This window comes from Streptomyces sp. NPDC058525 (assembly GCF_042719495.1).
Lineage (GTDB): Bacteria > Actinomycetota > Actinomycetes > Streptomycetales > Streptomycetaceae > Streptomyces.
The window spans coordinates 49278-70696 of sequence record NZ_JBHXNP010000023.1 but is presented as its reverse complement, the minus strand read 5'-3'; the positions used below and the strand labels follow the sequence as shown (position 1 = coordinate 70696).

Annotated in this window: 18 protein-coding genes and 2 pseudogenes; 13 read left to right on the top strand and 7 right to left on the bottom strand. The window is 67.4% G+C overall.

Annotation, left to right across the window (positions count from 1 at the left end):
- Positions 1 to 123: 123 nt before the first annotated feature.
- Positions 124 to 1344: an IS110 family transposase gene (locus tag ACFWP3_RS14190; protein WP_384220143.1), complete on the top strand. Its 1221-nt coding sequence runs from the start codon at positions 124 to 126 to the stop codon at positions 1342 to 1344.
- Between the two features lie 46 nt (positions 1345 to 1390).
- On the opposite strand, the pseudogene ACFWP3_RS14185 reads toward ACFWP3_RS14190, so the two are convergent.
- A pseudogene (locus ACFWP3_RS14185) lies at positions 1391 to 2220 on the bottom strand (IS5 family transposase); the annotation flags it as partial.
- Positions 2221 to 2602: 382 nt separating this feature from the next.
- Here ACFWP3_RS14185 and ACFWP3_RS14180 point away from each other — a divergent pair.
- From ACFWP3_RS14180 to ACFWP3_RS14145, 8 genes and pseudogenes are all read left to right on the top strand, one after another.
- Positions 2603 to 2905: pseudogene (locus ACFWP3_RS14180) on the top strand (hypothetical protein); the annotation flags it as partial.
- A gap of 421 nt (positions 2906 to 3326) precedes the next feature.
- On the top strand, positions 3327 to 4817 hold the full coding sequence (locus ACFWP3_RS14175) for a hypothetical protein (protein ID WP_384220140.1): 1491 nt from the start codon (positions 3327 to 3329) through the stop codon (positions 4815 to 4817).
- A 495-nt stretch (positions 4818 to 5312) separates the two neighbouring features.
- Positions 5313 to 7169 carry an SNF2-related protein gene (locus ACFWP3_RS14170; protein ID WP_384220139.1) on the top strand — a complete coding sequence of 619 codons (1857 nt, stop codon included), beginning with the start codon at positions 5313 to 5315 and terminating at the stop codon, positions 7167 to 7169.
- A gap of 562 nt (positions 7170 to 7731) precedes the next feature.
- Complete coding sequence (locus ACFWP3_RS14165; protein ID WP_384220136.1) at positions 7732 to 8502, top strand: hypothetical protein; 771 nt, start codon at positions 7732 to 7734, stop codon at positions 8500 to 8502.
- 825 nt (positions 8503 to 9327) lie between these two features.
- On the top strand, positions 9328 to 9450 hold the full coding sequence (locus tag ACFWP3_RS14160) for a hypothetical protein (RefSeq protein ID WP_384220134.1): 123 nt from the start codon (positions 9328 to 9330) through the stop codon (positions 9448 to 9450).
- A gap of 12 nt (positions 9451 to 9462) precedes the next feature.
- A complete protein-coding gene (locus tag ACFWP3_RS14155) occupies positions 9463 to 9675 on the top strand; it encodes a hypothetical protein (protein ID WP_384220131.1) in 213 nt (70 codons plus the stop codon).
- 403 nt (positions 9676 to 10078) lie between these two features.
- The gene (locus ACFWP3_RS14150) at positions 10079 to 10813 is read left to right on the top strand and encodes a hypothetical protein (protein ID WP_384220129.1); all 735 of its coding nucleotides are present in this window, start codon (positions 10079 to 10081) and stop codon (positions 10811 to 10813) included.
- Between the two features lie 4 nt (positions 10814 to 10817).
- Positions 10818 to 11174 carry a hypothetical protein gene (locus ACFWP3_RS14145; protein WP_384220126.1) on the top strand — a complete coding sequence of 119 codons (357 nt, stop codon included), beginning with the start codon at positions 10818 to 10820 and terminating at the stop codon, positions 11172 to 11174.
- A 15-nt stretch (positions 11175 to 11189) separates the two neighbouring features.
- On the opposite strand, the gene ACFWP3_RS14140 is transcribed toward ACFWP3_RS14145, so the two are convergent.
- The 5 genes from ACFWP3_RS14140 to ACFWP3_RS14120 form a co-directional block, all read right to left on the bottom strand.
- Complete coding sequence (locus tag ACFWP3_RS14140; RefSeq protein ID WP_384220123.1) at positions 11190 to 12626, bottom strand: NAD(P)/FAD-dependent oxidoreductase; 1437 nt, start codon at positions 12624 to 12626, stop codon at positions 11190 to 11192.
- Positions 12623 to 13828, bottom strand: a complete 1206-nt coding sequence (locus tag ACFWP3_RS14135) for a DUF6545 domain-containing protein (protein ID WP_384220121.1) — start codon at positions 13826 to 13828, stop codon at positions 12623 to 12625. The genes ACFWP3_RS14140 and ACFWP3_RS14135 overlap by 4 nt, the downstream gene beginning before the upstream one ends.
- A gap of 127 nt (positions 13829 to 13955) precedes the next feature.
- The gene (locus tag ACFWP3_RS14130; RefSeq protein WP_384220118.1) at positions 13956 to 15107 is read right to left on the bottom strand and encodes an MAB_1171c family putative transporter; all 1152 of its coding nucleotides are present in this window, start codon (positions 15105 to 15107) and stop codon (positions 13956 to 13958) included.
- A complete protein-coding gene (locus ACFWP3_RS14125; protein WP_384220116.1) occupies positions 15107 to 15694 on the bottom strand; it encodes a toxin-antitoxin system, toxin component in 588 nt (195 codons plus the stop codon). The genes ACFWP3_RS14130 and ACFWP3_RS14125 overlap by 1 nt, the downstream gene beginning before the upstream one ends.
- 55 nt (positions 15695 to 15749) lie before the next feature.
- Positions 15750 to 16331 (bottom strand): helix-turn-helix transcriptional regulator, encoded by a 582-nt coding sequence (locus ACFWP3_RS14120; protein WP_384220115.1) that lies wholly within the window; start codon positions 16329 to 16331, stop codon positions 15750 to 15752.
- Between the two features lie 1161 nt (positions 16332 to 17492).
- Here ACFWP3_RS14120 and ACFWP3_RS14115 point away from each other — a divergent pair.
- Positions 17493 to 18011, top strand: a complete 519-nt coding sequence (locus ACFWP3_RS14115; protein ID WP_384220113.1) for a hypothetical protein — start codon at positions 17493 to 17495, stop codon at positions 18009 to 18011.
- A 243-nt stretch (positions 18012 to 18254) separates the two neighbouring features.
- Entirely contained in the window at positions 18255 to 18380 is a 126-nt protein-coding gene (locus ACFWP3_RS14110) for a hypothetical protein (protein WP_384220112.1), read from the top strand.
- Positions 18381 to 18463: 83 nt separating this feature from the next.
- Here the strand turns inward: ACFWP3_RS14110 and ACFWP3_RS14105 are convergent, their stop codons facing one another.
- The gene (locus tag ACFWP3_RS14105) at positions 18464 to 18856 is read right to left on the bottom strand and encodes a LysM peptidoglycan-binding domain-containing protein (protein ID WP_384220109.1); all 393 of its coding nucleotides are present in this window, start codon (positions 18854 to 18856) and stop codon (positions 18464 to 18466) included.
- A 355-nt stretch (positions 18857 to 19211) separates the two neighbouring features.
- Here ACFWP3_RS14105 and ACFWP3_RS14100 point away from each other — a divergent pair, with 355 nt between their 5' ends.
- Positions 19212 to 20126 carry a hypothetical protein gene (locus ACFWP3_RS14100; protein ID WP_384220107.1) on the top strand — a complete coding sequence of 305 codons (915 nt, stop codon included), beginning with the start codon at positions 19212 to 19214 and terminating at the stop codon, positions 20124 to 20126.
- Positions 20127 to 20233: 107 nt separating this feature from the next.
- Positions 20234 to 21280, top strand: coding sequence for a hypothetical protein (locus ACFWP3_RS14095; RefSeq protein ID WP_384220104.1), 1047 nt, complete (start codon positions 20234 to 20236; stop codon positions 21278 to 21280).
- Positions 21281 to 21419: the final 139 nt, after the last annotated feature.

Below are 21419 nucleotides of genomic sequence, written 5' to 3'. Positions count from 1 at the left end.
TGGCTTACAAGGATTGGCCGCCCGGGACCCCGCGACGACTCGACTGCTGATTGGGATGCGCGAACCGAATCGCTCGTATGGACGTGACAGCGAGGTCGTCTGCTGGGACAGCACAAGGACACGATGAAGGGGGTCCGGGTGCCCGAACTGTGGGCCGGGACGGATGCGGGTAAGGCCGAACACCACTGCACCGTGATCGACGAAGACGGCGGCAAGGTGATCTCGCGCCGGGTGGCGAACGACGAGGCCGAGCTGATGCAACTCCTGGGCGACGTCATGGACTTCGCCGACGGCAGTCCGGTGACCTGGGCGGTGGACCTGAACGCCGGCGGCGCCGCCCTCTGGATCGCCCTGCTGGTCAACCACGGGCAGAAACTGCTCTACATCCCCGGCCGGAGCGTGCACCACGCCTCCGGCTCCTACCGGGGCGACGGGAAGACCGACGCGAAAGACGCGTACGTCATCGCCGACCAGGCCCGGATGCGCCGCGACCTGCAAACCCTCCAGGAGCCCGGCGAGATCGCGGTCGATCTGAAGATCCTCACCGCCCGCCGCCTGGACCTCTCCGCGGACCGCACCCGTGCGATCAACCGGCTTCGCGCCCAGATGCTGGAGTACTTCCCCGCGCTCGAGCGGGCCTTCGACTACAGCACTTCCAAGGCCGCTCTGGTGCTGCTGACGGGCTACCAGACTCCGGCCGCCCTCCGCCGGATCGGCCGGGCCCGCCTCACAGCTTGGTTGAAGAACCGCAAGGTCTATACCCCCTCGAAGGTCGCGGACCTCGCGGTGGCCGCGGCCGAGGCCCAGCTCACCACCGTCCCTGGGGAGAAGACCGCAGCCAAGATGGTCAACACCCTGGCCAGGGAGGTGATGGCCTTGGACGAGGAGATCGCGCAGATCAGCGCCCTCATCGAGGAACGGTTTCGCGAGCATCCCGCCGCCGAGGTGATCACCAGCATGCCCGGCATCGGCGACATGCTCGGGGCCGAGTTCATCGCGGCGACGGGCGGCGACATGACGGCCTTCGGCAGCGCCGACCGGCTTGCCGGTGTCGCCGGACTCGCGCCCGTTCCGCGCGACTCCGGGAAGGTCAGCGGCAACCTGCGCAGGCCCCGCCGAAACAGCCGAAGACTCCTGCGAATGTGCTACATGTCCGCCCAGGTCGCCGCCCGCTTCTGCCCGGAGTCCAAGGCGTTCTACTTGCGCAAACGCGCCGAGGGGAAGTCCCACAAGCAGGCCGTCCTGGCCTTGGCCAGGCGCCGCCTCAACGTGCTCTGGGCCCTCATACGGGACAACCGAACCTTCGAGCTCAGCACGTCCCGCCCCATTCCTGCAGCGGCATGACACCGTCACAAGGCGTCACCATCCTGGCTTGACATCATGATTGGGAATCCTTGTAGAGGTCGGCGTCGTGGCTGACCGGCCGGCCGCCCCCTGTGCCCTTCCTCTTCCGGTTGGCGGCCTGGTTCTTCTTCTCTGGAATGACCGCCTTGATGCCGCGTTTGCGCAGGTAGGTGCGGTTACCGCGGGACGAGTAGGCCTTGTCCGCAGCGACCGCGCCGGGCGTGGTGCGGGGACGGCCGACGGGCAGGCGGACTCTCACCCTCGCGAGCACGGGGATGAACTGGGGGCTGTCCCCGGCCTGTCCGGCGGTCAGCACCAGCGCGAGCGGACGGCACTGGCGGTCCGCGGCGAGGTGGATCTTGCTGGTGAGGCCGCCCCGGGACCTGCCGAGCAGGGCTTCCTTCAGGCGGAGCCTGTGTCGGCGTCGGATGCGTCGACGCTCAAGCTGTCCGTTCTGTTCCTCCGGTCCGCCCCTTTTTGCAGGGCCGCCTCCTGCTCCTGCGCGGCTTCCTCCAAAGCCTCCATGAGGTGCTTGCTGACACGTATCCCCGCAGCGTCATGGTGGGCACGGATCGTTGTGGAATCCACGCTGACCAGCGACAAGTCCGCTCTTCCCGCCCGAGCCGCCTCCGCGATCAGGCCTTCGAGCAAGGTGGTGAAGACACCGGCATCGCGCCAGACGCGAAAGCGTCCGTAGACGGTGGCCCACGGGCCGAACTCGGCAGGCATCTCCCGCCACTGGGCACTGGACCTAAACCGCCAGATCACACCCTCGAACTGCTCCCGTAACCGCTCCGGGTACGGGCCGTACCTGCCGATCGGCAGATACGGCTCGATGAACTTCCACTGAGCATTGGTGAGTTGCCTGCGCGTCACGATCTCAGTCCTACCGGATCCCACCCCGCGAACAGGGCAGAACCCGATAGCTGATCACGACATCACACAGGCCCTAGCACAACATCCCCACCGACCAGACCATGCAGGCCAGCCAGCACCGCTGGTGGATCGCCAACGCCATCAAGGCCGCGCAGCAGATCGAGGGCAACGCCATCGTCACGGAGGACCGGTAGGTCGTGCGCCCGCCCAGGCGCTATGTCCGGCCTTCCCGGCTCGCCCGGATGCTCAGCCGCGCGTGAACCACGCCGGGGTGCCGGGCCGCTCTTCCCACCGCCGGCCCGGCCTCCGGCTACCACCCGCGTACTGAAAGGTCAGTCATGCCCCCACCCTCGCCCATCCTGGTGCCCGGCCTCGGGCCCACGTGCCGCAGCCCGTTCGGCGACCTCACCCCCCCCAGCAGTACCTGGAGGGGATCCGGGCGCTGTACCTGGCCGACCAAGTCCCCTGGTTGGCCGGCTACAGCGGCGGCAAGGACAGCACCCTGGTCACCGCGCTGATCCGGTGGGCTCTGACCTCCCTGCCGCCGGAGCAGCGGACCATGACCGTCCACGTGATCTCCACCGACACCCTGGTGGAGAACCCGCTGGTGGCCGCGTGGGTGGGTGGGTGGGTAGGTAGGTCGCTGGACGCGATGCGCGAGGCCGCCGCCGCCCAGCAGCTGCCTCACGTACGACGGGTAAGCGGCACGCCGTATGCCCCCCTCTCCCGCCCGGATCGGGAACGGTGGTGCGACGTCGGCGCCACAGGTGGAGCACGTCGATCCCGAACGCCCGCACAATCCAGCAACCCATTTGTGGTTGACCGTCTCTCCTCTCGTATCGCAGGGCTCAGCGATGATCCTCTGGGCTCCATGAGTGCCGTCCGAGTCCGGTGCGATGCCCGTAGGGGCTGACGGGCGGCCCGGTCCAAGGCCGTCCGACGCCAGAAGCGGAAGCTCGACCGGCTGACTCCGAGGATGCTGCATGGTCGCATCACGCCGCAGTTGCTCTGAGGTCGGCGACGCACTGGCAGCGGTTCCCCGACGATATACCTCGCCGCCTTCAGCAGGAGATCGACGCCACGAAACCCCACCTTGGAAGGCCCCGATGTCCCTCACCCTCCCGATCGTAGAACTCCGGACGCTGCTGCACGACGCGCTCTCGGCAGCGCTCGCCACCGACGCCCTCACCCTCCCGGTTCCGCTCATGTACACCTCCGACGTCCACCGCCCGGCTCTGTACCTGGAGAGCACCGTCGTCCGCGGACAGCCGGGCGAGGGCAAGACGTTCTGGGCCAGGGCCCTGACCGACCCGCAGCTGCGCACCATCGCCGCACGGGAGTACCGCATGCCCAGGCTGGAGCGGACGGAGGCGGTTACCGCCTTCGGGGCACGCCCGGACACCGGCCAGCCGACAGCAGGGGAGCTGCGCGCCCTGACGGGGTGGGGTGTGCTGCCGACCGTCCTGTGGAGCGCCGTCGCGCTGACCGCGCTCGGCGTGCCGGACCTCGCCGCCCTCACCACCTGGACCGAACGAGTCGACTGGCTGACCCGCAACCCCGGGGCCACCGACCGGTCCCTGGCCGAGTTTGAAGCTGCCGCGAAGGCCACCGACACTGTGCGGCTCGTCCTGTTCGACACTCTGGACCAGCTCCACCCCGATCGGGCGGTGGCCGAGCATCTCGCCTCCGGCATGCTCAACCTCGCCGTCACCCTCTCCCGCCGTACCACCCGGCTGCGCGCGAAGGTGTTCATCCGCCCGGACATGCTGGACGGGGCCTTGGCCGGTGTCCCGCGCTCGGACCGCGGTTTCCTGACCGGCCGCGCCGCCGATCTCTCCTGGGGCCGGTCCGACTACCTCGGCCGCACCGCCAGGACCGAGTTGTACGGCCTGTTCATCCACCTCCTGGGCAACCACGCCAGCGCGGGGGCCGCCGCCTTCCGCGCCGCCTGGCCCACCTGGGAGCAGAGCCAGGACGGCCGGTATCTCGCGCCCTCCGGGCTGAGCGGCGACCCGAAGACGCAGGAGGAGTTCTTCACCACCCTCGCTGGCCGGTTCATGGGCGCCAACGCCCGCACCGGCTACACCTACAACTGCCTGTCCAACCGCCTCCAGGACGCTCGGGGAGTGATCACTCCGCGTCCGTTCCTTACCGCGCTGGCCACCGCCCTTGAGGACACTGGCCGCAATCACCCAGGACACGACCGGCCGCTGCACCACGACGATCTTCGTAACAGCGTGGGCTGCGGGGCGCGGGCCATCGAGCTCCACCAGGCGCTGCCGTGGGTCCGCCTCGCCATGGAGCCGCTGGCCGGGCAGCAGGTCCCGATCTGGGAGGAGGACGTTTTCGATCTGTGGGAACGCAGCGGCCTGGCCGGGCGGCTCCAGGAGTCGGCGCGGGAGGCCGGGAACCGCACCGGCCGCTTCCGGACCGGCCCGCGCAACACCGCCGGCCTCTCGCAGCTGCTGGAGGAGCTGGTCGACGCCGGGGTGATGTGCCGCCGCACCAGCGGGCAGCTCGACATGCCCGACGTCTACCGGGTTGTATACGGTCTCGGCCGCCGCGGGGGAGTCAAGCGGACCGCCACCACCGCATAGCCCGAACCCGACCGGCTTCGGCCACCGTGCCGGTCCGCAGCTTCTGGCGGGCCTGCGCCACCAGCCGTTCCACCTGCTCGAGCAGACCCTTCGGCACGGCTCTGCAGCGTCTCCGGACTGATCCCGAGATCGGCGGTGGCTGATCTGATCACCGCTTTGGGTCGCGCCCCGCACAGCGCGACCGTGTCCGCCTTGAATGCCAGCAGATGGTTCTTCATGACCACGAGATGTCCGTTCTCAGATGCTCAGTACCGGGCATCTCGTGCGATCTGTAGCTATAGCTGTAGCTTATGCCCGGCCGCCACCTACCTCCGTAGCCAGTGCTCCCGCGCTGGACTCCAGGCGGGCTGCTGATGGTCGGCCTTCGGCCATCGTCGACGTGCTGGCCGAGGTTGTGAGCATCCAGGGCAGGCGCTGCCTCCCGAGCCGCCGTCGAAGCTGCTCCACGACGCGAACAAGCCAACCACCATTGAAAGAACAGTCAGGACAAGCAGCATGAATACGTCTACCGCGGCATCCCCGATCTCACTGATGCCGCATCAGCAGCAGATCCACGACTTCCTCGTTGGCCATCCCTTCGCCGGCGCGTGGCTCGGCGTCGGGGCTGGCAAAACGCTCACGACTCTCAGCGTCCTGCAGACGGTTCGACCGATGGGGCACATCCTCGTCGTGGCGCCCGTGGCAATCGCCCGCTCCACCTGGATCGACGAGATCGAGAAGTGGGGGTTTCCCATCCGGACGAAGTCGCTCATCGTCGACGAGAACGACAGAAAGCTCTCCAAGGCCAAGCGCCTGGAGCGCTTCCGGGATGTCGCCACCGATCCGCCGACGATGTACTTCATCAATCAGGAGCTGCTGACCCAGCCGTCCCAGGAGACGAAGCTGCTCACGCCGGTGCCGGGAGCAGTGCCTGCCCCGGCCATCTCACCGGAGGCGATAGCGATCCTGGGTCTGCTCCAGGCACAGGGACCACTGGGCCGCGACGAGCTGATCGACGAGTACCGTGCTCTGGTCGCCAGCAACGGCAACCATGGGGGCCCCGCCAAGGCCAAGATCCGCGCCTGGATCCAGGAGCTGGTCAAGTCGGCTCTGGTGACGTGGGAAGCCTATGACTGCCGATCCTGTGCCGGCGGAGGCTGTGTTCAGTGTCGCTTCGGTCTGGTCGATCAGCTGCCGGTCCAGAACATCAACGGCCAGAACACAATCATTTGGCCCTTCCAGACGGTCATCATCGACGAGTCCCAGGGTTTCAAGTCGCACGACTCGCAGCGCTTCCTGGCCCTGGCAACGGTGCGGTCGGCCATGAACCGACTCATCGAGCTGACGGGAACGCCCAGCCCTAACGGTCTCCACGACTTGTGGAGCCAGGTCTACCTGCTCGACGAGGGCCAGACGCTGGGTCAGAACATCACCGCTTACCGCAACCGCTGGTTCACGCCGAAATTGGTGCCTGGCACCACGACGCCGGCGAAGTGGATCCCCACGGCAAACGCCGAGTCCGAGATCCATCAGGCTATCTCGCACCTGGTGATGAGCGCGCAGAACACGAGCCTGCAGCTCCCGGCGCTCAGCATCCAGGACGTCAATGTCACGCTCCCACCGGACCTGCTCCAGGCATACAAGGACTTCAAGCGCGACCTGGTCTTGGACATCGTGCAGACCTACACCGACGACGATGGGAAGCTGACGCAGAGCGTCGAATCGATCGTTGCCGCGAACCAGGCGGTGCTGACGAGCAAGCTGATGCAGTTCGCCTCGGGCACGCTCTACACCGCGGATCCTGACGACCCGACCACGAAGGGTCGGTACGAGGTCATCCACGACAAGAAGATCGAGATGACCGAGTACCTGGTGCGGAACAACGGCGGCGAGCCCCTGCTCATCGCCTATCACTTCAAGTCCGACAAGGAGCAGCTGCTCACGCGGCTCCGCAAGGCCGGCGTCGACGCACAGGCCTTCGACGGCTCGCGCGACATGGTCCGCCGGTGGAATGCCAAGCAGGTCCCGGTGATGCTGCTTCACCCTGCCGCTGCGGGGCATGGCCTGAACCTGCAGCACGGCGGCTCGACGATGATCTGGTACACGCTGCCGTTCTCACTCGAGCACTACTTGCAGACCAACGGCCGGCTCTTCCGCACAGGCCAGACGAAGCCGGTGACCATCCACCGGCTCATCACCAAGGGAACGCAAGACGAGCGAATGCCCTCGGTGCTCGCTGGCAAGCAGCAGGTCCAAGACGACCTCATCGAGGCCGTCTCCGGGGACTTCAACGCCGAGCAGACGCTTCTCTCCGCCCTGGAGGAAGAGATCCGCGAGGACCTCAGCGACCTCTGGGCTGCTGAGAGGGTCTAACCCACACCCACCCGACTACGGACGGCCCGGTCGTGATCCCAAAGCCGGGCCGTCGCTGGGGCGATCGCTCACCAGGCGCGGGTGATCAAGAAGAAGACTTCCTCATGAAGACGATCGCTGCCCCGACGTCTAGATCAGCGACGGACTGTGGGCGGCACCCGCCAACAGCGGCTGGACAAGCCCCCTGCTCGGCCACGGGGCGAGCCCAACGCCAGGATCTGAACACCATGACCGACCTGAACCACCTCGTTGCCAACGAGAGCCACACGATCCTGATCACCTGCCAGGTGTTCGCCGAAATCGACAACTGGCCGACACCAGCCTCCTCCGCGAGGGGCTGCTGAACCTCAGCTGCATCCTTGCCACCCTCGCCCGACCCATCGGCGCCCTCACCGATACCTGGGTTGAACAGGGCGGTCAGGCGCCTGACAGTGACCTGCCCGACGCGGACGTCCTCGTCGTCGTAGCCGCAGATCTGCGGCAGATGGCCGACAACACCTGACTTTCGACCCTCGTGGGCCGTCCCGTTGCCCGGGCGGCCCCCACACCCCGGAGGCCCACCATGGACCGCATTGATGGCCAGCACCGCATCCGCGTCGAAATCCACGACAACGAGATATCCGACCTGATCTACGACCTCAAGACCGACCCTGAATTCTTCGCCGCCACCCACGCCTTCCTGGTCATCATGCGCACCGTCGAGGAGACGCTCAGCCCCGCAGACGATGAGGGGCGCCACGACGGAGCCGCCCGGCAGGCCACCGAAGGACGGGACCCGACCACCACCGCCGACGACCCGGTCCCACTCCGCTGGGGTCACGGTGACGTCCTCCACGGCGACGACACCACCATCGTCTGTTTCTCCGGGCCCGGCGGCCAGCCGTACTGGCTGGCGCTGGAACCCGAGCGGGCTCAGGCACTCCGCGACGACCTCACGCCGCCCGCCGCCGGGCCCCACGTCCACCCCGCTGCCGAGGTGGATCGACTGCGGAGTCGCGTTGAGGAGGCCGAGCAGGATGCCGAAGAGGCGGTCTCCGCAGCAGCGCACCTCACCAGGCTCATCGGCAAGCGCTCCGAAACAGCCGAGCGGAGCGCCAAGAAGCAGCGCAGCCGGGCCAAGAAGGCCGAGACCGAACTCCGCATTCTCCGCAGTGGCCTCCGCGCGAGCGGCGCCGACCCCACCCAGATTCAGAACCTATGGGCGCAGATCCGCCTCCGCAACCGCCAGTGGCGGGAGGAGAAGCAGCGCGCCAATCGGGCCGAGGCCGCCCTCAACGCCGTGCGCACCGAACTCGCCGCCCTCAACAGCGAGACCACCAGCCTGAACCCCTAAGCAATGGCCGGCCGCCGTGACGCCGTCGCCCGCGTCCACGCAGTCCTCGACGCCGCCCGCACCAACTTCGGAGACACCGAGTCACCCGCCGCGCCCCCGTCATCGAAGCATGACCGGCGACATTGCCATCGTTGCCGGCCTTACCGGCACCGAGTGCTGCCGGGCAGCCGGCATCGACGACCGGTAGATGGTCTCTGGGTCGGCACAGCCGACCCGGGTGCGGGATCGATGCCGGATCAGGCCGGGTGTTCGTGCACCCAGCCTGATCCCCGGTGATGCGTCGGCGCCTCGTCATGGGCATCCCCGGGTCCCGGTGGTGTCTCGCGGAGACGCTTTACTGCCACTTACCGGACACAAGAACGACGCTAATCGCGGAAGCCCCGACCAAGTCACCAATGAGACCGGTCAAGGCCCAGCCGGGACACACATCGGCCGCCAACCAGACTCTGAGGGGGCTCGCTGGGGCAGTCCTACAGGAGCGCCACCCGCCAGACCTTCCCCTCGTGGGAAGACCGGCTGGCGAAAGAGACGAGCGGCTTCGCCGTCCCGAGGGCTATGCCGACTACTTCGCGCGTCTGAGCCACCACCTCGCTGGCTGACCCAGGCACACCCTCCTGCTCGGCCTTTGAAAGGACCGCAATCATGCCCTTTGAGATCTATCGCCCCGACCTGAGCCAGCTGCGGCGAAAGGAGCGACCCGCGAAGCTCACCGTGCTCCACAGCGAGAGTGGACGCTCGCAGATCACCCTGTCCGCAGGCACGCGGAACTTGCTCCGTCCCACGCCAGGCGACGCCAGTGCTCGCTGGCCGGGCAACATGCCAAGGATGAGGCTCATCGTCCTCGTCGACCGGGACTCCCGCAAGCTCATGCTGCAGCGTTGCGTCAGCGATGAGACCGCCGAGCACGTCTACGAAGTCCGTGGGCTCAACTCCAACGGAGCCGGATAAATCACCGGTTGGATGTTCAACGAAGCATTCGGCATCGAAGCCAGCCACTACTTCTGCGAGCTGGTCCCTGACACGTCCGACGACAGCGGCGATACCGCACGCGCCGTCACCATCTCGATGGACGCTGGCGTGCCGCCGAAGAAGAAGGAGACCTCCGCCCAGCCCACTCATGTGCAGCAGCATGCTGCCGGTTCTCGGGCTGAGGCGACGGCGGAGATCGACTAGCAGTCCGCGTCGACGAGTTCCGCGCGTGCTCGACAAGGGAGTCATCGTCGTCGTGTCCGCGTCACCATCGGGCGCTCAGCCCGCAAGAAGCGCGCCGGCGACGGCTCGGAGGGCACCCGAGAGTCCTCGGAGTAGCGCTCTCGAACGTCGACGTCCGGCTGTACATGCCCGAACAGATCCCCTGACACCGTCACAGGAGAGCACTGCTCATGCGCCCCCATCCTCGGAAGAAGTACGCCGTTGTCGGCGTACTCCTCGAAGTGCTCACCCACGTACAGGTGGTGAACGTGCCCAGTCAAGTGCCGTATCGGGCTGAGCAGATGGCCAGGCAGTGTCGCGCTGCGCGCCCTGAGGGGAGATGGGTGCGCCAGAAATTTGCGTGCCGAGGCTACGAGCTTTTGGCATGATCGCCCGGTTGTCCTACCGTGCCTGGTTTTGGAGGAACACCACGGCTATCAACTATGAGCTCGCTCCGGCCTGGCTGCCGTGGTCCGCCGTCGATCCCGACCGCATCGCCTTCGCCTGGGACGAAGCGGAGGCATCCGAGATCACCACGGTGATCGCCTCGATGGTGCCTCCTGACGACGCCGGGTGGGAAGAGAAACATCGCTTCACCACCGAGGTCACGGCGCTCCTGGCCGCCCGATACGGCCGATGGACCTGCGGATGGCATTGGGCGGTCGGCGAGGGCGGCGGCGGTGGCGTCGTCACCCACTGGTGCTGTACCTCCCATTCCATAGGCGGGCCCGCAGCAACGGCTGCCAAGGTGGTCGCGTCGCTGCTGGAGTGGCGCGACTGGCTGGAGGAGTTGGCGGAGCGGTTCGATCAGTTGGCTCCACCCAACGGAGCGAACGCCGAGGATCGCAGCTGTCACCTGGAACGGGCGGCCACCCGACTCGTGACCGTGGTCATGGACCGCACGGGTGCCGAATGCGGCTGGTACGGACTCTGTCACACGGTGCTGACGTGGTTCCTCTCCTCCACGGGCATGAGCGTGCAAGAAGCGAAAGACGCGGTCGACACCGCGATCGGCGGACGGTTCAAGAGCTGGACCGCGCCGTCGCGGACCCTCATCGACACAGTGGGAGAGGACCTTGCTGTAGATCTGACCGGAGTGCAGCCCTACCGCGAACGCTGACGCCTTGGCCGCCTGGATCCAGATCAGGAACCAGATCGACTGGACTTCCGCGGCCGGTGAGGTGCCGGCCTCGGTCGAGCCCATCGTGGACGGCCTCACCACCTGGTGCGGGAAAAGGGCCGTTCCGCGGAACTCGATCGAGGCCGGCGATTGCTCGCGGCGCTGGGAGCAGGAGCTGACCGCCTGCCGCAACACGCCATCCGTGCAACCGCTGCGCACTCGGCAGCCGACCGTACCCCCTGCCGATCCCACGCCGGCCGAGCCGCTCCGAGCCCAGACTCCGGCCGCGCTGCCAGGACGGGGGAATACGGATGTGGCCTCCTCTCGAGTGCGCGTGCGAAAGAAGGCCACGATGCGGTGATCTGAGGACCAGGGATCAGCTGGCGTTGGAGGCTTCCTGCGTTCGGGGGAGCGGTGCGCGGTCCAGGATGCTCTGCTCGTGCGGGGCAAGTTCAGGGCCGGTCAGGAGCGGCTTGCGCAGGCCCCGTGCGGCGGCGATCAGGACGTCGGGGTGGCCCAGGACGGAGGCGGGCTTCTTCATCGTCATCACGTCGGTGAGGGCCTTGACGACGAAAAAACTGCCTATCGCGGTGTGGCTGAGGCGGTTGATGTAGCGGGCGGCGAGCTTGTCGCCGAGGTGGGGAGCCCTGCAGATGGCGCCGGGGTAGAAGCGGTCCTGACCGACGGCCAAAAGCCAGGCGGCGGCGGCCGGGCGGGCCACCGCCTTCTGGGCGAGTGCGGCGAACCTCGGCGCGGTCACGGCCGTGTGCGCGGCGGTTTCGCGCAGGGCGACGGCGCCAAGCCCGGCCGCGGACATGCCGTGGCCGTAGACCGGATTGAGGCTGGTGGCGGCGTCGCCGATGACGACGAACCCCGTCGGCATCGCGGCCTTCTCGAATTGGCGCTGCCGGTTGGCCGTGCGGGCGTAGACGACGACGTCGCTGATCGGCTCGGCGCGGGCGAGGAAGTCGGCAGCCAGCGGGTGGCGGACTTTGCGGGCGAAGTCCTCGAAGAGCGCCTCGTCAGCGCTGGGCTCGCCGCCTCGGGTGCCGGAGAGGCTGACGTGCCACTGCCCGTCTTCGATCGAGATGATCGAGACGACCTGGCCGGGCCTGCCTTCCCGCGGGTCGGCCTGGATGTGGATGACGGGCCAGTTGGACTCGGCGCCCTCGGGCGCCCGGTAGCGGCGGCTGGCGTACCGTACGCCCGCGTCCACGACCGTCTCCGGGACCTTGGGGGCGCCGATGGCGGTAAGCCACTCGGGGGCCTTGGAGCCACGTCCGGTGGCGTCGATGACGAGGTCGGCGCTGAGCTCGCTCTCCTCATGGTTCTCGTCCCGGATCCGGACACCGGACACCGTGGAGGCGGTTCCGGTCAGCGATGTGACCGTGATGCCGGTGCGCACGATGACGTTCGGGATGGCCAGGGTGGCCGTGCGCACGCCCCAGTCGATCAGGTCCCGGCTAGCGCCGATGAGGTAGTGCGTCTCGGTCCACCGCCTGTACCAGCCCGCGGGGGAGAAGGAGACCATGCCGGTGGGTATGGGTATGCGGTGGGCCCCGGCCTTGAGCCATGTGTCGGTCGTGCCGGGCAGCAGTGATTCGATTGCGTCGGCTCCGCCGGCCCACAGCATGTGGGCGTGGGCGGCCTGGGGAAGTCTGGGGCGCGGTACCGCGGAGTCGGGAAGGGCTTTGTCCCGCTCGAGGATGAGGACTTCGGCGGCGTGTGGTGCCAGTGCTGCGGCCGCGAGGGTACCGGCGAGGCTGCCGCCGAGGATGAGGACGCGGGCCGTGCGGGTGGGCTGCTGCTTCATCGGTGACTGCTTTCTAGGGCCGCCGCCTCGCGGGTGGCCCGGACGATGGGGGACTTCGACAGAGCCTTGGACAGGCGGACGAGCCCGGCGACGCCATCAGCGGAGGCAAGCAGCGGGCCGTCGTTGGCCTGGTCGGCTCCGCTGCTCTGGCAGGGGGTTCTCCTGGTCCACATGACGATGGCGTGGGCCAGTGCGGCGGCGTCCGCGACGGCGTGCGCTTCTTCCTCTGTCCGCGCGGTCTTGCGGGCCTCAAGCAGTGAGGTGGCGTGGACCTCAGGGTCCAGACACGGGTGGACGGTCAGGATCCCGTCGTAGATGTCTGACTCGAGCTGGCAGACGCGTACCTCCATCGGGGTCCACAGTCCGCCGGCCAGGTTGATGCTGTGCTGGGTGGCGACCCGCAGTTCTCGCCAGGCCGGTTGTAGCTGGTAGTAGCGCAGCCACGGGCTCACCATGTTCATCAGCCGCTGGGACAGCAGGGGCAGGACGAATCCGACGCCGATCAGCAGGGCGGACACCGCCGCGATCGGCGGCGCGATCGGCCAGCTGAGGTGGTCCAGATTGTGGCCGGTCCAGCGGGCGCCGACCGCCGTGAACTTGAGCGCGTCGTACACCAGGTTCAGGATGTAGCCGATGACGATCAGGACGAGCCCGGCGCGCAGCGGACCGTGGACCACTCGTGCCCAGCGGGTGCAAAGGACCGTCATGGTGACCGCGGCCGTGGTGTGCGCGACCAGGTACAGAACGATCATTTCGCGGATGTACGGGGTGTTCGCATAGAACGTGTCGAGGTCGACCAGCCGCTCGACGGGGGCGTCGCCGAGCGCGAACAGGGCGAAGAGCGTGGCGATGACCGTGATGGTGGCCGTGTTACACCGGCGCGACCACCGGGCCGCCTGTGCGGCCTCTTCGGGACCACTGCTCCAGCGGATGATGAGTACCAGGTTAGACCCGGAAAAGGCCGTGAGAATCGCGTACACGACCGGCGCGGCGAAGTTCGGGAGACCGCTGATGCGGTTGATCGCGGCGATGGAGGGCACCGCGGCGACGGCGAACACGGCGGCGGCCACGAAGAGTAGCATGCAGACGGACCGCAGCAGCTCGTCCTTGGGATTGCGCCACAGCGGAGGCAGCTTCAAGAGGCCTGCCAGCAACAGAAGCGCGCCGGGTATGTAGAAGGCGACGCCGTTGGGATTGCTCACGAAGCGACCTGCTGACCGGGGTCCTCTGGCAGGGCGTTGTGAGCGGCGGACCAGAGCGGGGCACAGCAGGGGGACGGTGCGACGTTCCGGGCCTGGGGGAGGCGATTCATATGGGGTGTCTTTCTCATTAGGCGGCCACGACGGGGTGTTGAAGGGCCCTGTACTGGCGGGAGATGCGTGCGATCCCTCGAGTCCCGGTGCTGAGGACCGCGCCGAGGGCTGCGGATCCTGTCTCCTGGGGTTCCTCACCCGTTTCGACGGCGGACTGCCTGGCGGCGATGGCCTGCGCGATCATGGTGGCCGCGGCCACGGCCCATGCGTCCTCGGGGCTGGCGCCCTCGCCCAGCGCCCGCTCGCGGCAAGCCGTCATGGTCTGCATGTCGCAGTACGGGGCCAGGGCAAGCAGGTCATCGTGGATGTCGGTCTCGCGGTCAAAGAGGCGGGATTCAAGCGGGGCCCACCAGGTGGTGGTGAGGGGCAGCCCCGTGTGCGTGCGGAGCTGGCGCCACAGAGGTCCCATACACCGGTAGGTCTGCCAGGCCTCCCAGGCTGCGGTGACCCGCTGGCCCTGCGGCAGGAGGAAGCCGGCGGTCGTGAGGACGGCGCCAACGCTGGCCAGCGGCGGCGCGAGGTCGGTGCTGAGGAAGTCCAGATCGCCACCACTCCAGCGGGCGACGACGGCAGCGGCCTTGGCCACCCCGAAGCTCGTGCTGAAGGCGAATCCGGCGACGAGCGTGAGCAGGCCTGCCCGCAGCCACCCGTCCACTGTGCGGGACCACCTCCAGCACATCGTCGGCACGACTACGCCGACCACGATGTGCCAGGAGAGATAGGCCACGATCATCTCGCGGATCCACGGTGTGGAGGCGTAGTAGGTGTCCAGATCCCGCAGTCGCTCCTCGGGGGCGTCACCCAGACTGAAGGAAGCCGCGATCAGGAGGACGACGGCGCCGCAGGCTGCGAGCCACCGCCGGACCCGGCGCTGGACATCCCGGCCAAGGCCTTCACGCCAGTACGCGAGCAGGACAATGCAGCAGGTGTTGAAGACGGAGAGGATCGCGTAGACCAGGGGCCCGGAGAAGTTTGGGACGCCCACGGTCCGGTTCACCACGGCAATGGTGGGGGGTGCGGCGAAGGCGAATCCGGCACTGGCCATGAACATCAGGCCGGCGGTGGCTCTGACCATCGGGTTGTGTCGCCGCCGGATCAGGCCGGGCAGCTTCGCAAGGAAGCCGGCGGCGAGGGCGGCGGCCGGTATGTAGTAGTCCGAGCCGTTCATCAGCCATCGCCGAGAGTGGCCTGGATCCTGGCTGCTGGACCCTCCAGGATCCGCTGTGTGGGGTCGGCCTCGACCAGGTGCCGGAAGCGTCGGCCCATCATGCGGCCGTACTGCTCGGCCTCGGCCTCGTCGCCGGGCACGGCGTGGGTCCGCGCGGCGACGAGGCGGACCACTTCGTCGAGGTCCCCGGTACTGAGGGCGTCATCGCCGAGCAGGCGCGTGGCGACGTGCGGCCCCATGACGTGGGTGCCGCAGTGACCGCGGACCATGTGCCATATCTCGTGGCCCAGGATGACCAGGGTGTGGAAAGGGCTGGTGGACTTGGCGATGACGATGATGTCCTCGCTCTCCCGGTCCAGCCACAGCCCCGAGACGGGGCCCATACCCGGAGGGAAGTCGCGGCGCACGATACGCACCGGTCGTTCTGGGGCTCCCGTGTAGGCGGTGAGGTACACCTCCATCCGCACGATCAGGTCGTCGATGCCCGTGGGCGCGGGCTCGCCGAGCCCTGCGTACAGCTCATCGCAGAGCCGGCTCATCTCCGCTTCCAGCGCCGGTTCACGACGCCGGTACCTCACGATCCCCACCCTGGCTCCTCGTCCGCACCCTGCCGAATCTGTAACTCCCCGTCATGCCACCGGCTCACGATGTCCTCTGCTCGTCCACGATCTCGGTGAGCAGGTCCATCATCTGGGCCAGCTTCTCGGGGGCTCCGCGGAAGGCGACCGAGCGCAGCTGGAACTTCTCCTTCATCTCCCGCAGCCCGGCGAGCTGCTGGGCCTGCTCGTGCGCGAGTCTCTCCTCCAGGGCCCGGTTCAGGGCCTGGGAGGGGGTTGCGGTCAGGAAGCCACGGGGGACCTTGAAAAGGTCCTCGATCCGGGCCGCCAGTTCGAGACTGGGCTGCTTGCGGCCCTTGAGGAGCTCCCCGACCCACTGGGGCGTCACGTCCGCGCCCTCAGCGATCTCGCCTTGCGTGTACTTCCCGCCGTCCGGCCGCCGCCGGGTCTCGCGCAAGAATGCCAGGCGCTCCGCGACCTGCTCGTGGAAAGGGGTCTGCGGCATCGGCCGGCGGCGGAGTCCTGCACCAACGGCCGCCACCGAGAGGCCGGTACTCATCGACAGCGGAGCCGGGTCCAGGACCTTGACCCCGTCGAGTTCGGCCTCTTGGATCAGCTTCTCCAGCAGTTCGAGGGTTCTCAGGTGTGGTTCGACCTCTTCGGTCACTGATGCTCCTGGCGGGATGGATGGATGGATGACTGACTGAGCGGCGGCTGGAGGACACTCTCCGACCTGCTACAGCACTACACCAGAGCAACGATCGCTTCCACAACTGAAACGATCCTCAATTTTCGCCCTTGCAATGACCTTCTGCTCACGGCCTGTCAACCGGCAAGTACGGACAAGTCGCCCCAACCGGCTGGAGATGCTGTGACTTCATCCTGTTCATCCGCCCGACCGGGACCCAGATGACGACGGAGTGTAATGAATCGATCATTTCAGAGTGCGAATTGATCGTTGACAGGGCGTGGTTGGCATAGCAGGATCCTGAACCGTGACCGAGACGATCAGCTGGGCACGGCTTTTGCGGCGAGCCGAGCCTGCGCACCGTCGTACCGGTCGACCTTGAAGTCACGCCCCGACACGATTGATCCGCACGGCCGTTGGGACCGGCCGCTGGAACGGTCCTGAAGAGGCGAATGTCCGCCCCTCCGGCGACGGAGGAACGGCCATCGATATTGACTCGCCAGAGTCACTGCGCCACCAGGCCGGAATTGAATCCATTCCCGGGGCGGGGGCATGCGTATGCGACCGCGCGTGCTCGACAGCAGTCATGGCCGCGGTCGGTGCCCGTTGTGCGGGTTGGCCGGTAAGCGCGCGCCATAGTGTCTGCTGATCCGCCCCTCCCATCAGACAAGGGGCTCATTTTGCTTTCTCGCGACATGTCTTCGGGAGCGGCTGCGCACCCCGGTGGGAGGCGATGCCTGGCCCGCGGATCGCCGCGGCTCGCTGTCGTCCACCGCACCGTCGCCCCTGTGCGCGCGTTGACCGCCGCTATGCAGCGCCGCCACTGCGAATGCCTGGACCCCGTTGCCCGGATCCACAGTGCCCGGATCCACAGGCGCGCCCCCGCCGTCCGGCCCACGCCCGGCGGGGGTCATCCGCGCGGGCTCGGGAGCAGTCCGAGACGCCCAGCCAGGAGCAGGGACGGCCCCCCGCCGCAGCCCCGTTCGCCCGGCCAAGGCCTCGGCCGGCCGCGACGTGGCGGGTGTCGAAGCCGCCCGATTCGGCAGGGCTCCAGCAGCCCGCAGGAGGGCACCGGTCCGTAGCCAATGCGTCCCCTCGCATCGCAAACCTCCAGCATCTCGCATAGGAAGGAGAGCACCGGTGATCCAACCCCACCCAGAAGCGTCCAGCTCTGACGAGTTCAAAGGCTTCGACGAAGCCCGGCGCATCATGTGGTGCCATGAGGCTCGTACCCGCGTGTACGAACGGTTCAAGCAGACGAGCTTCATCGGTGACATAAACGTTGCAGCGGTCCACATTGACAACACCACCAGGGCAGATCGTGTGTTCCTCGTGGCATTCGACGAGGCCGGCCAACAGGTCGGCGTCGACACGCTCTATGTCGACGAGCCGAATCAACACCTCGACATCGCCACCGAGTTCGACCACGACTTCACCGGCATGGACGTCGCGCCGGACTCTCGGCTTGACCAGGCCATCGCTTGCGAGAACGGCTGGGTCGTCAACCTGAAGGTACTGCGCGAGTACGAGCCCTTGGCCGATCGCAGGGCCACGCAGCGCGCGGTGTTCCTGGCGCATCTGCAGGACATGATGAAGAACGGTGAGGTCCGCGGATTCCTGTTTGGCCGGGGTGAGTCCGATGACACTGATGCGGCGTGAGAGACCACGACCTCGTAACTCAGACGACCCCGCCGGTAGCAGCCTGGCCGGCGGGGTCGTCTGATCTCTGACGCTGTTACAGTGCCGCATTTTCGCGATAGGGGAGGGGATCAGCGCAGCTGATCCGGGTGTCGAACCCGGGGCGAGCGCTTTGCGGGGAGACGTGCCGTGGACCGGCTCACTCCGGTCCCGGGTTACGCCTCGCGGTGCGCTCTGGCAAGGCCCTGAGGGGGAGTCCCTACCGTGTCGTCAAGCGTCTCGATGACATCCGGCATCCGGTCCATGAACGACGGGGCCGAGCAGCTGCACCGGCTGCGCACGCGACTGATGGACCTGCAGGCCCGCCAAGAAGCCGAGCCCTCCGCCTGAGGAGATGGCGATGCCCTGACTGCCTCGTGGCTATCAGGGCATCGATCAGGCTCAGTGCGCGGCAGTGCCGCCCTGCGGGGGCGTCACACCGGCGGGATGAGCAGCGAAGCCCCAACGTAGATGAGATCCGGATTTTGGATGTTGTTCTTCTCGACTAGAATGCCGATCGGTACCCCCGACGTCCCCGAGATCGCGCTGAGCGTATCGCCTGGGTTGATGTTGTACGGCTCCGCCTTCGGTGCGGGCTTCGCCTCGGCCGGTGCACCCGATCCGTTGGGCTTGTCCTCGTCGCTCCGACCTGGCGTCGGATCCTGACTCGCCCCGCTCTCGTCCTGTTTCCCCGTGCCGCTCTCGCTCGGCTGATGGGTGCTGTCGACTCCGGCGTTCTCATCGCCGGGATTTCCTGGTGCCTCGACCTGGGCGTGATTGCCCTGCAGCGCCTGGATGGCGCCGCCGTCGGACGTCGCGAGCTGCATTAGGCCCCATCCGGCGAAGAGCGCTGCTCCGCCCACCATGACGCTGGCGGCGATGAGGGGCCCGTTACCGAAGCCCATCGGGCCGGAGCGACTCCCGGCAGCTGCTCTCGTCTGCACCGACGGCCTCAACGCCGCCCTCGCTGGCCTCTGAATCGTAGCCGTCATCCGTGCCTCAACTCCTCTGCGAATAGCGCGCGAATCTATTCTGTCCGACATCATCATTCTACTCATAGCTGAATCGAAGTTGATAGAATAAGTGATTGGATGGCAGCCAGAATTCTGTCCGATAGGGCGCCAATGACCCCTGAGCCCCTGAACTGCCGACCGTCAGACCGAACGAAGGAGCCGTACCACCATGGCCAACTACACCGTTTCCGCCAGCAAGCTCACCGAGAACACCAGCGTGTTCATCCGCGGGAAGCTCGCCTTCGCCGTTCTCGCCCGCGTCATCCAGGGGGAGGAACTCGCCGCCAGCGACCAGCGCAAGGTGAAGAACGGGATGAGCCCCGTCGGCAGGCCGCACACCACCGCGACGATCACCAACGCCGAAGTCCAGTTCGCGGACCCGAACAACCCCACCATCGAGGAGCAGTTCGTCTCCGAGCGCCGCTACAACTCTACGTTGCGACCGGAGACCGGCCCCAACTACTCGATTGACTCCAAGGGTTCAAACCTGCCGGTGATCGCGATCCCGTCCGCGGCCGGTGACGGTACCTACGACCAGGACGAGACCGGTCGGGAGCTCGCGCAGGGCCTCGACGTCACGCTCGTGCTGCGTGTCTACAAGCCGAAGGACTTCAACAACCGCGGCCTGGCGCTCGACCAGGTGATCGTCCACGAGGCGCCGCGCTACTACAACGCCTTCGGCGTTGACCAGGCTGCACTGGCCGCGCGTGGCATCGTGCTCAACGGCTCGCCTCGCCCGGTCCAGGCCGCTCCTGCCAGTGCTGCCCCTGCCGCCGCAGTCCCGGTGGCGACCGAGGTCGAGGACGGCCTGTCCTTCCCGGCCCCGCAGCCGGCGTCTGCACCTGTGGCCGTGGCTGCGCAGGCTCCGGTTCAGACCGCCCCGGCGACCGTCGCGGTCGCTTCCGCTCCTGTCGCCGCTCCGGCCACGGTCGAGAAGGAGACCCTGGAGCAGAAGCTCGCGCGTCTTGAGGCCGAGAACGCCTCCCTCAAGGACGCCGGTTCGGCCGTGGGCTCGCCCGCCGCCACCGGTCCCTGGAACGGCTCCGGCCCGGCCCAGCAGGCGGGGATTACCTACCAGGGGTGATCCACGCTGACCATCGATGAGACCCCCGTACTCGCATCCGTGCAGTACGGGGGTCCTGTCTTTCTCTTCCCCTCCTGGCTTATCTGATCGAAAGTGTGCGTCCCGCGATGACTCCAGCCGACCCGCATGCCTGGTTCCCGCAGTTCTACGGCAACCCCGCGATCCGCACTCTCGCCAGTGCCTGTCGGTGGACCATCTCCGGACAGATCGGAGAAGAGACCCCCGACGATTCCACCAAGCCGCCGAAGCGCAAGGCTCCGATCGACGTACGGCACCTGCTCGACGGATGCACGTCCAGCTGCAAGCACGCGGGCCCACTGCGCGGAGCCTTCGCCCTGGACGAGACCTGCCTGCTCCCTCTCGACGAACTCACCGCGGCGATACCGAACGCCGCGAACACCGCCTTCTACCTCCAAGCCCAGACTGACGGGCTGCTCGTCCTCGACATCGAGGCCGACTGCCCGCCAGGTGTGGCCACCGACCTGCTGCGGCTGCCGGGCATCCTCTACTCGGAGCTGTCGATGTCTGGCCGGGGCTTCCATCTCGTCATGCCGCTGCCGAAGAACTTCCACGACTTCCCCGTAGCCGCCAGCAAGCGCGTCCTGCGTGAGGAACACGGCTGGTATGAGCTGCTCCTGGACCACTGGTCGACCTTCACCCGCCAGCCGGTTCCCGAGCGCATCGTGGCTCACGTCAACGAAGCAACTAGCGTGCCGACCTTCACCTCTATCGAGGACCTCTACGCGCAGCTGGCAGTGAACGCCAGCGAGAGTTCCGGTGCTTCAGCATCAGCTGTCGACACCACCGAGGCCATGCCCGACATCCCGTACTCGCAGGCCATCGTCGAGCAGACCTTGGTCAGGGCACACCACCAGCTCCGGGATCCCGGCGACTTCAACCACGACATGTCCCGCTGGGAGTTCTCGGTTCTCGCTTCGCTATACGGCTGGATGCGGACACAACTACGCGCCTACAGCGCCCTCGGCGTCGAGTACTCGACAGGCGAAACCGCGTGGTTGCTCTACAAGGCGGCGCTCGACGTCATCCCCGCGCGCCCCAAGCACAGCGAGCGCCGCAACGGCCGGCCCTTCCTCCTCGACCGGGCGGCTGCGCTCGTGGCCGACCGCGAGGCCCGATCCTTGTCGACCGACTGACGCTCTACGCCTGTTCCTGCTGCTGCTTCTGCTCCTGTTTCATCTGCCGCCTCCGGCAGCGGGTGGGGTGGGCGACGGGTGCTGTGGCGGGGCCGAGCATAGGTGGGGACAGCACTGGATCGCGCGGAGCGCGATCGGG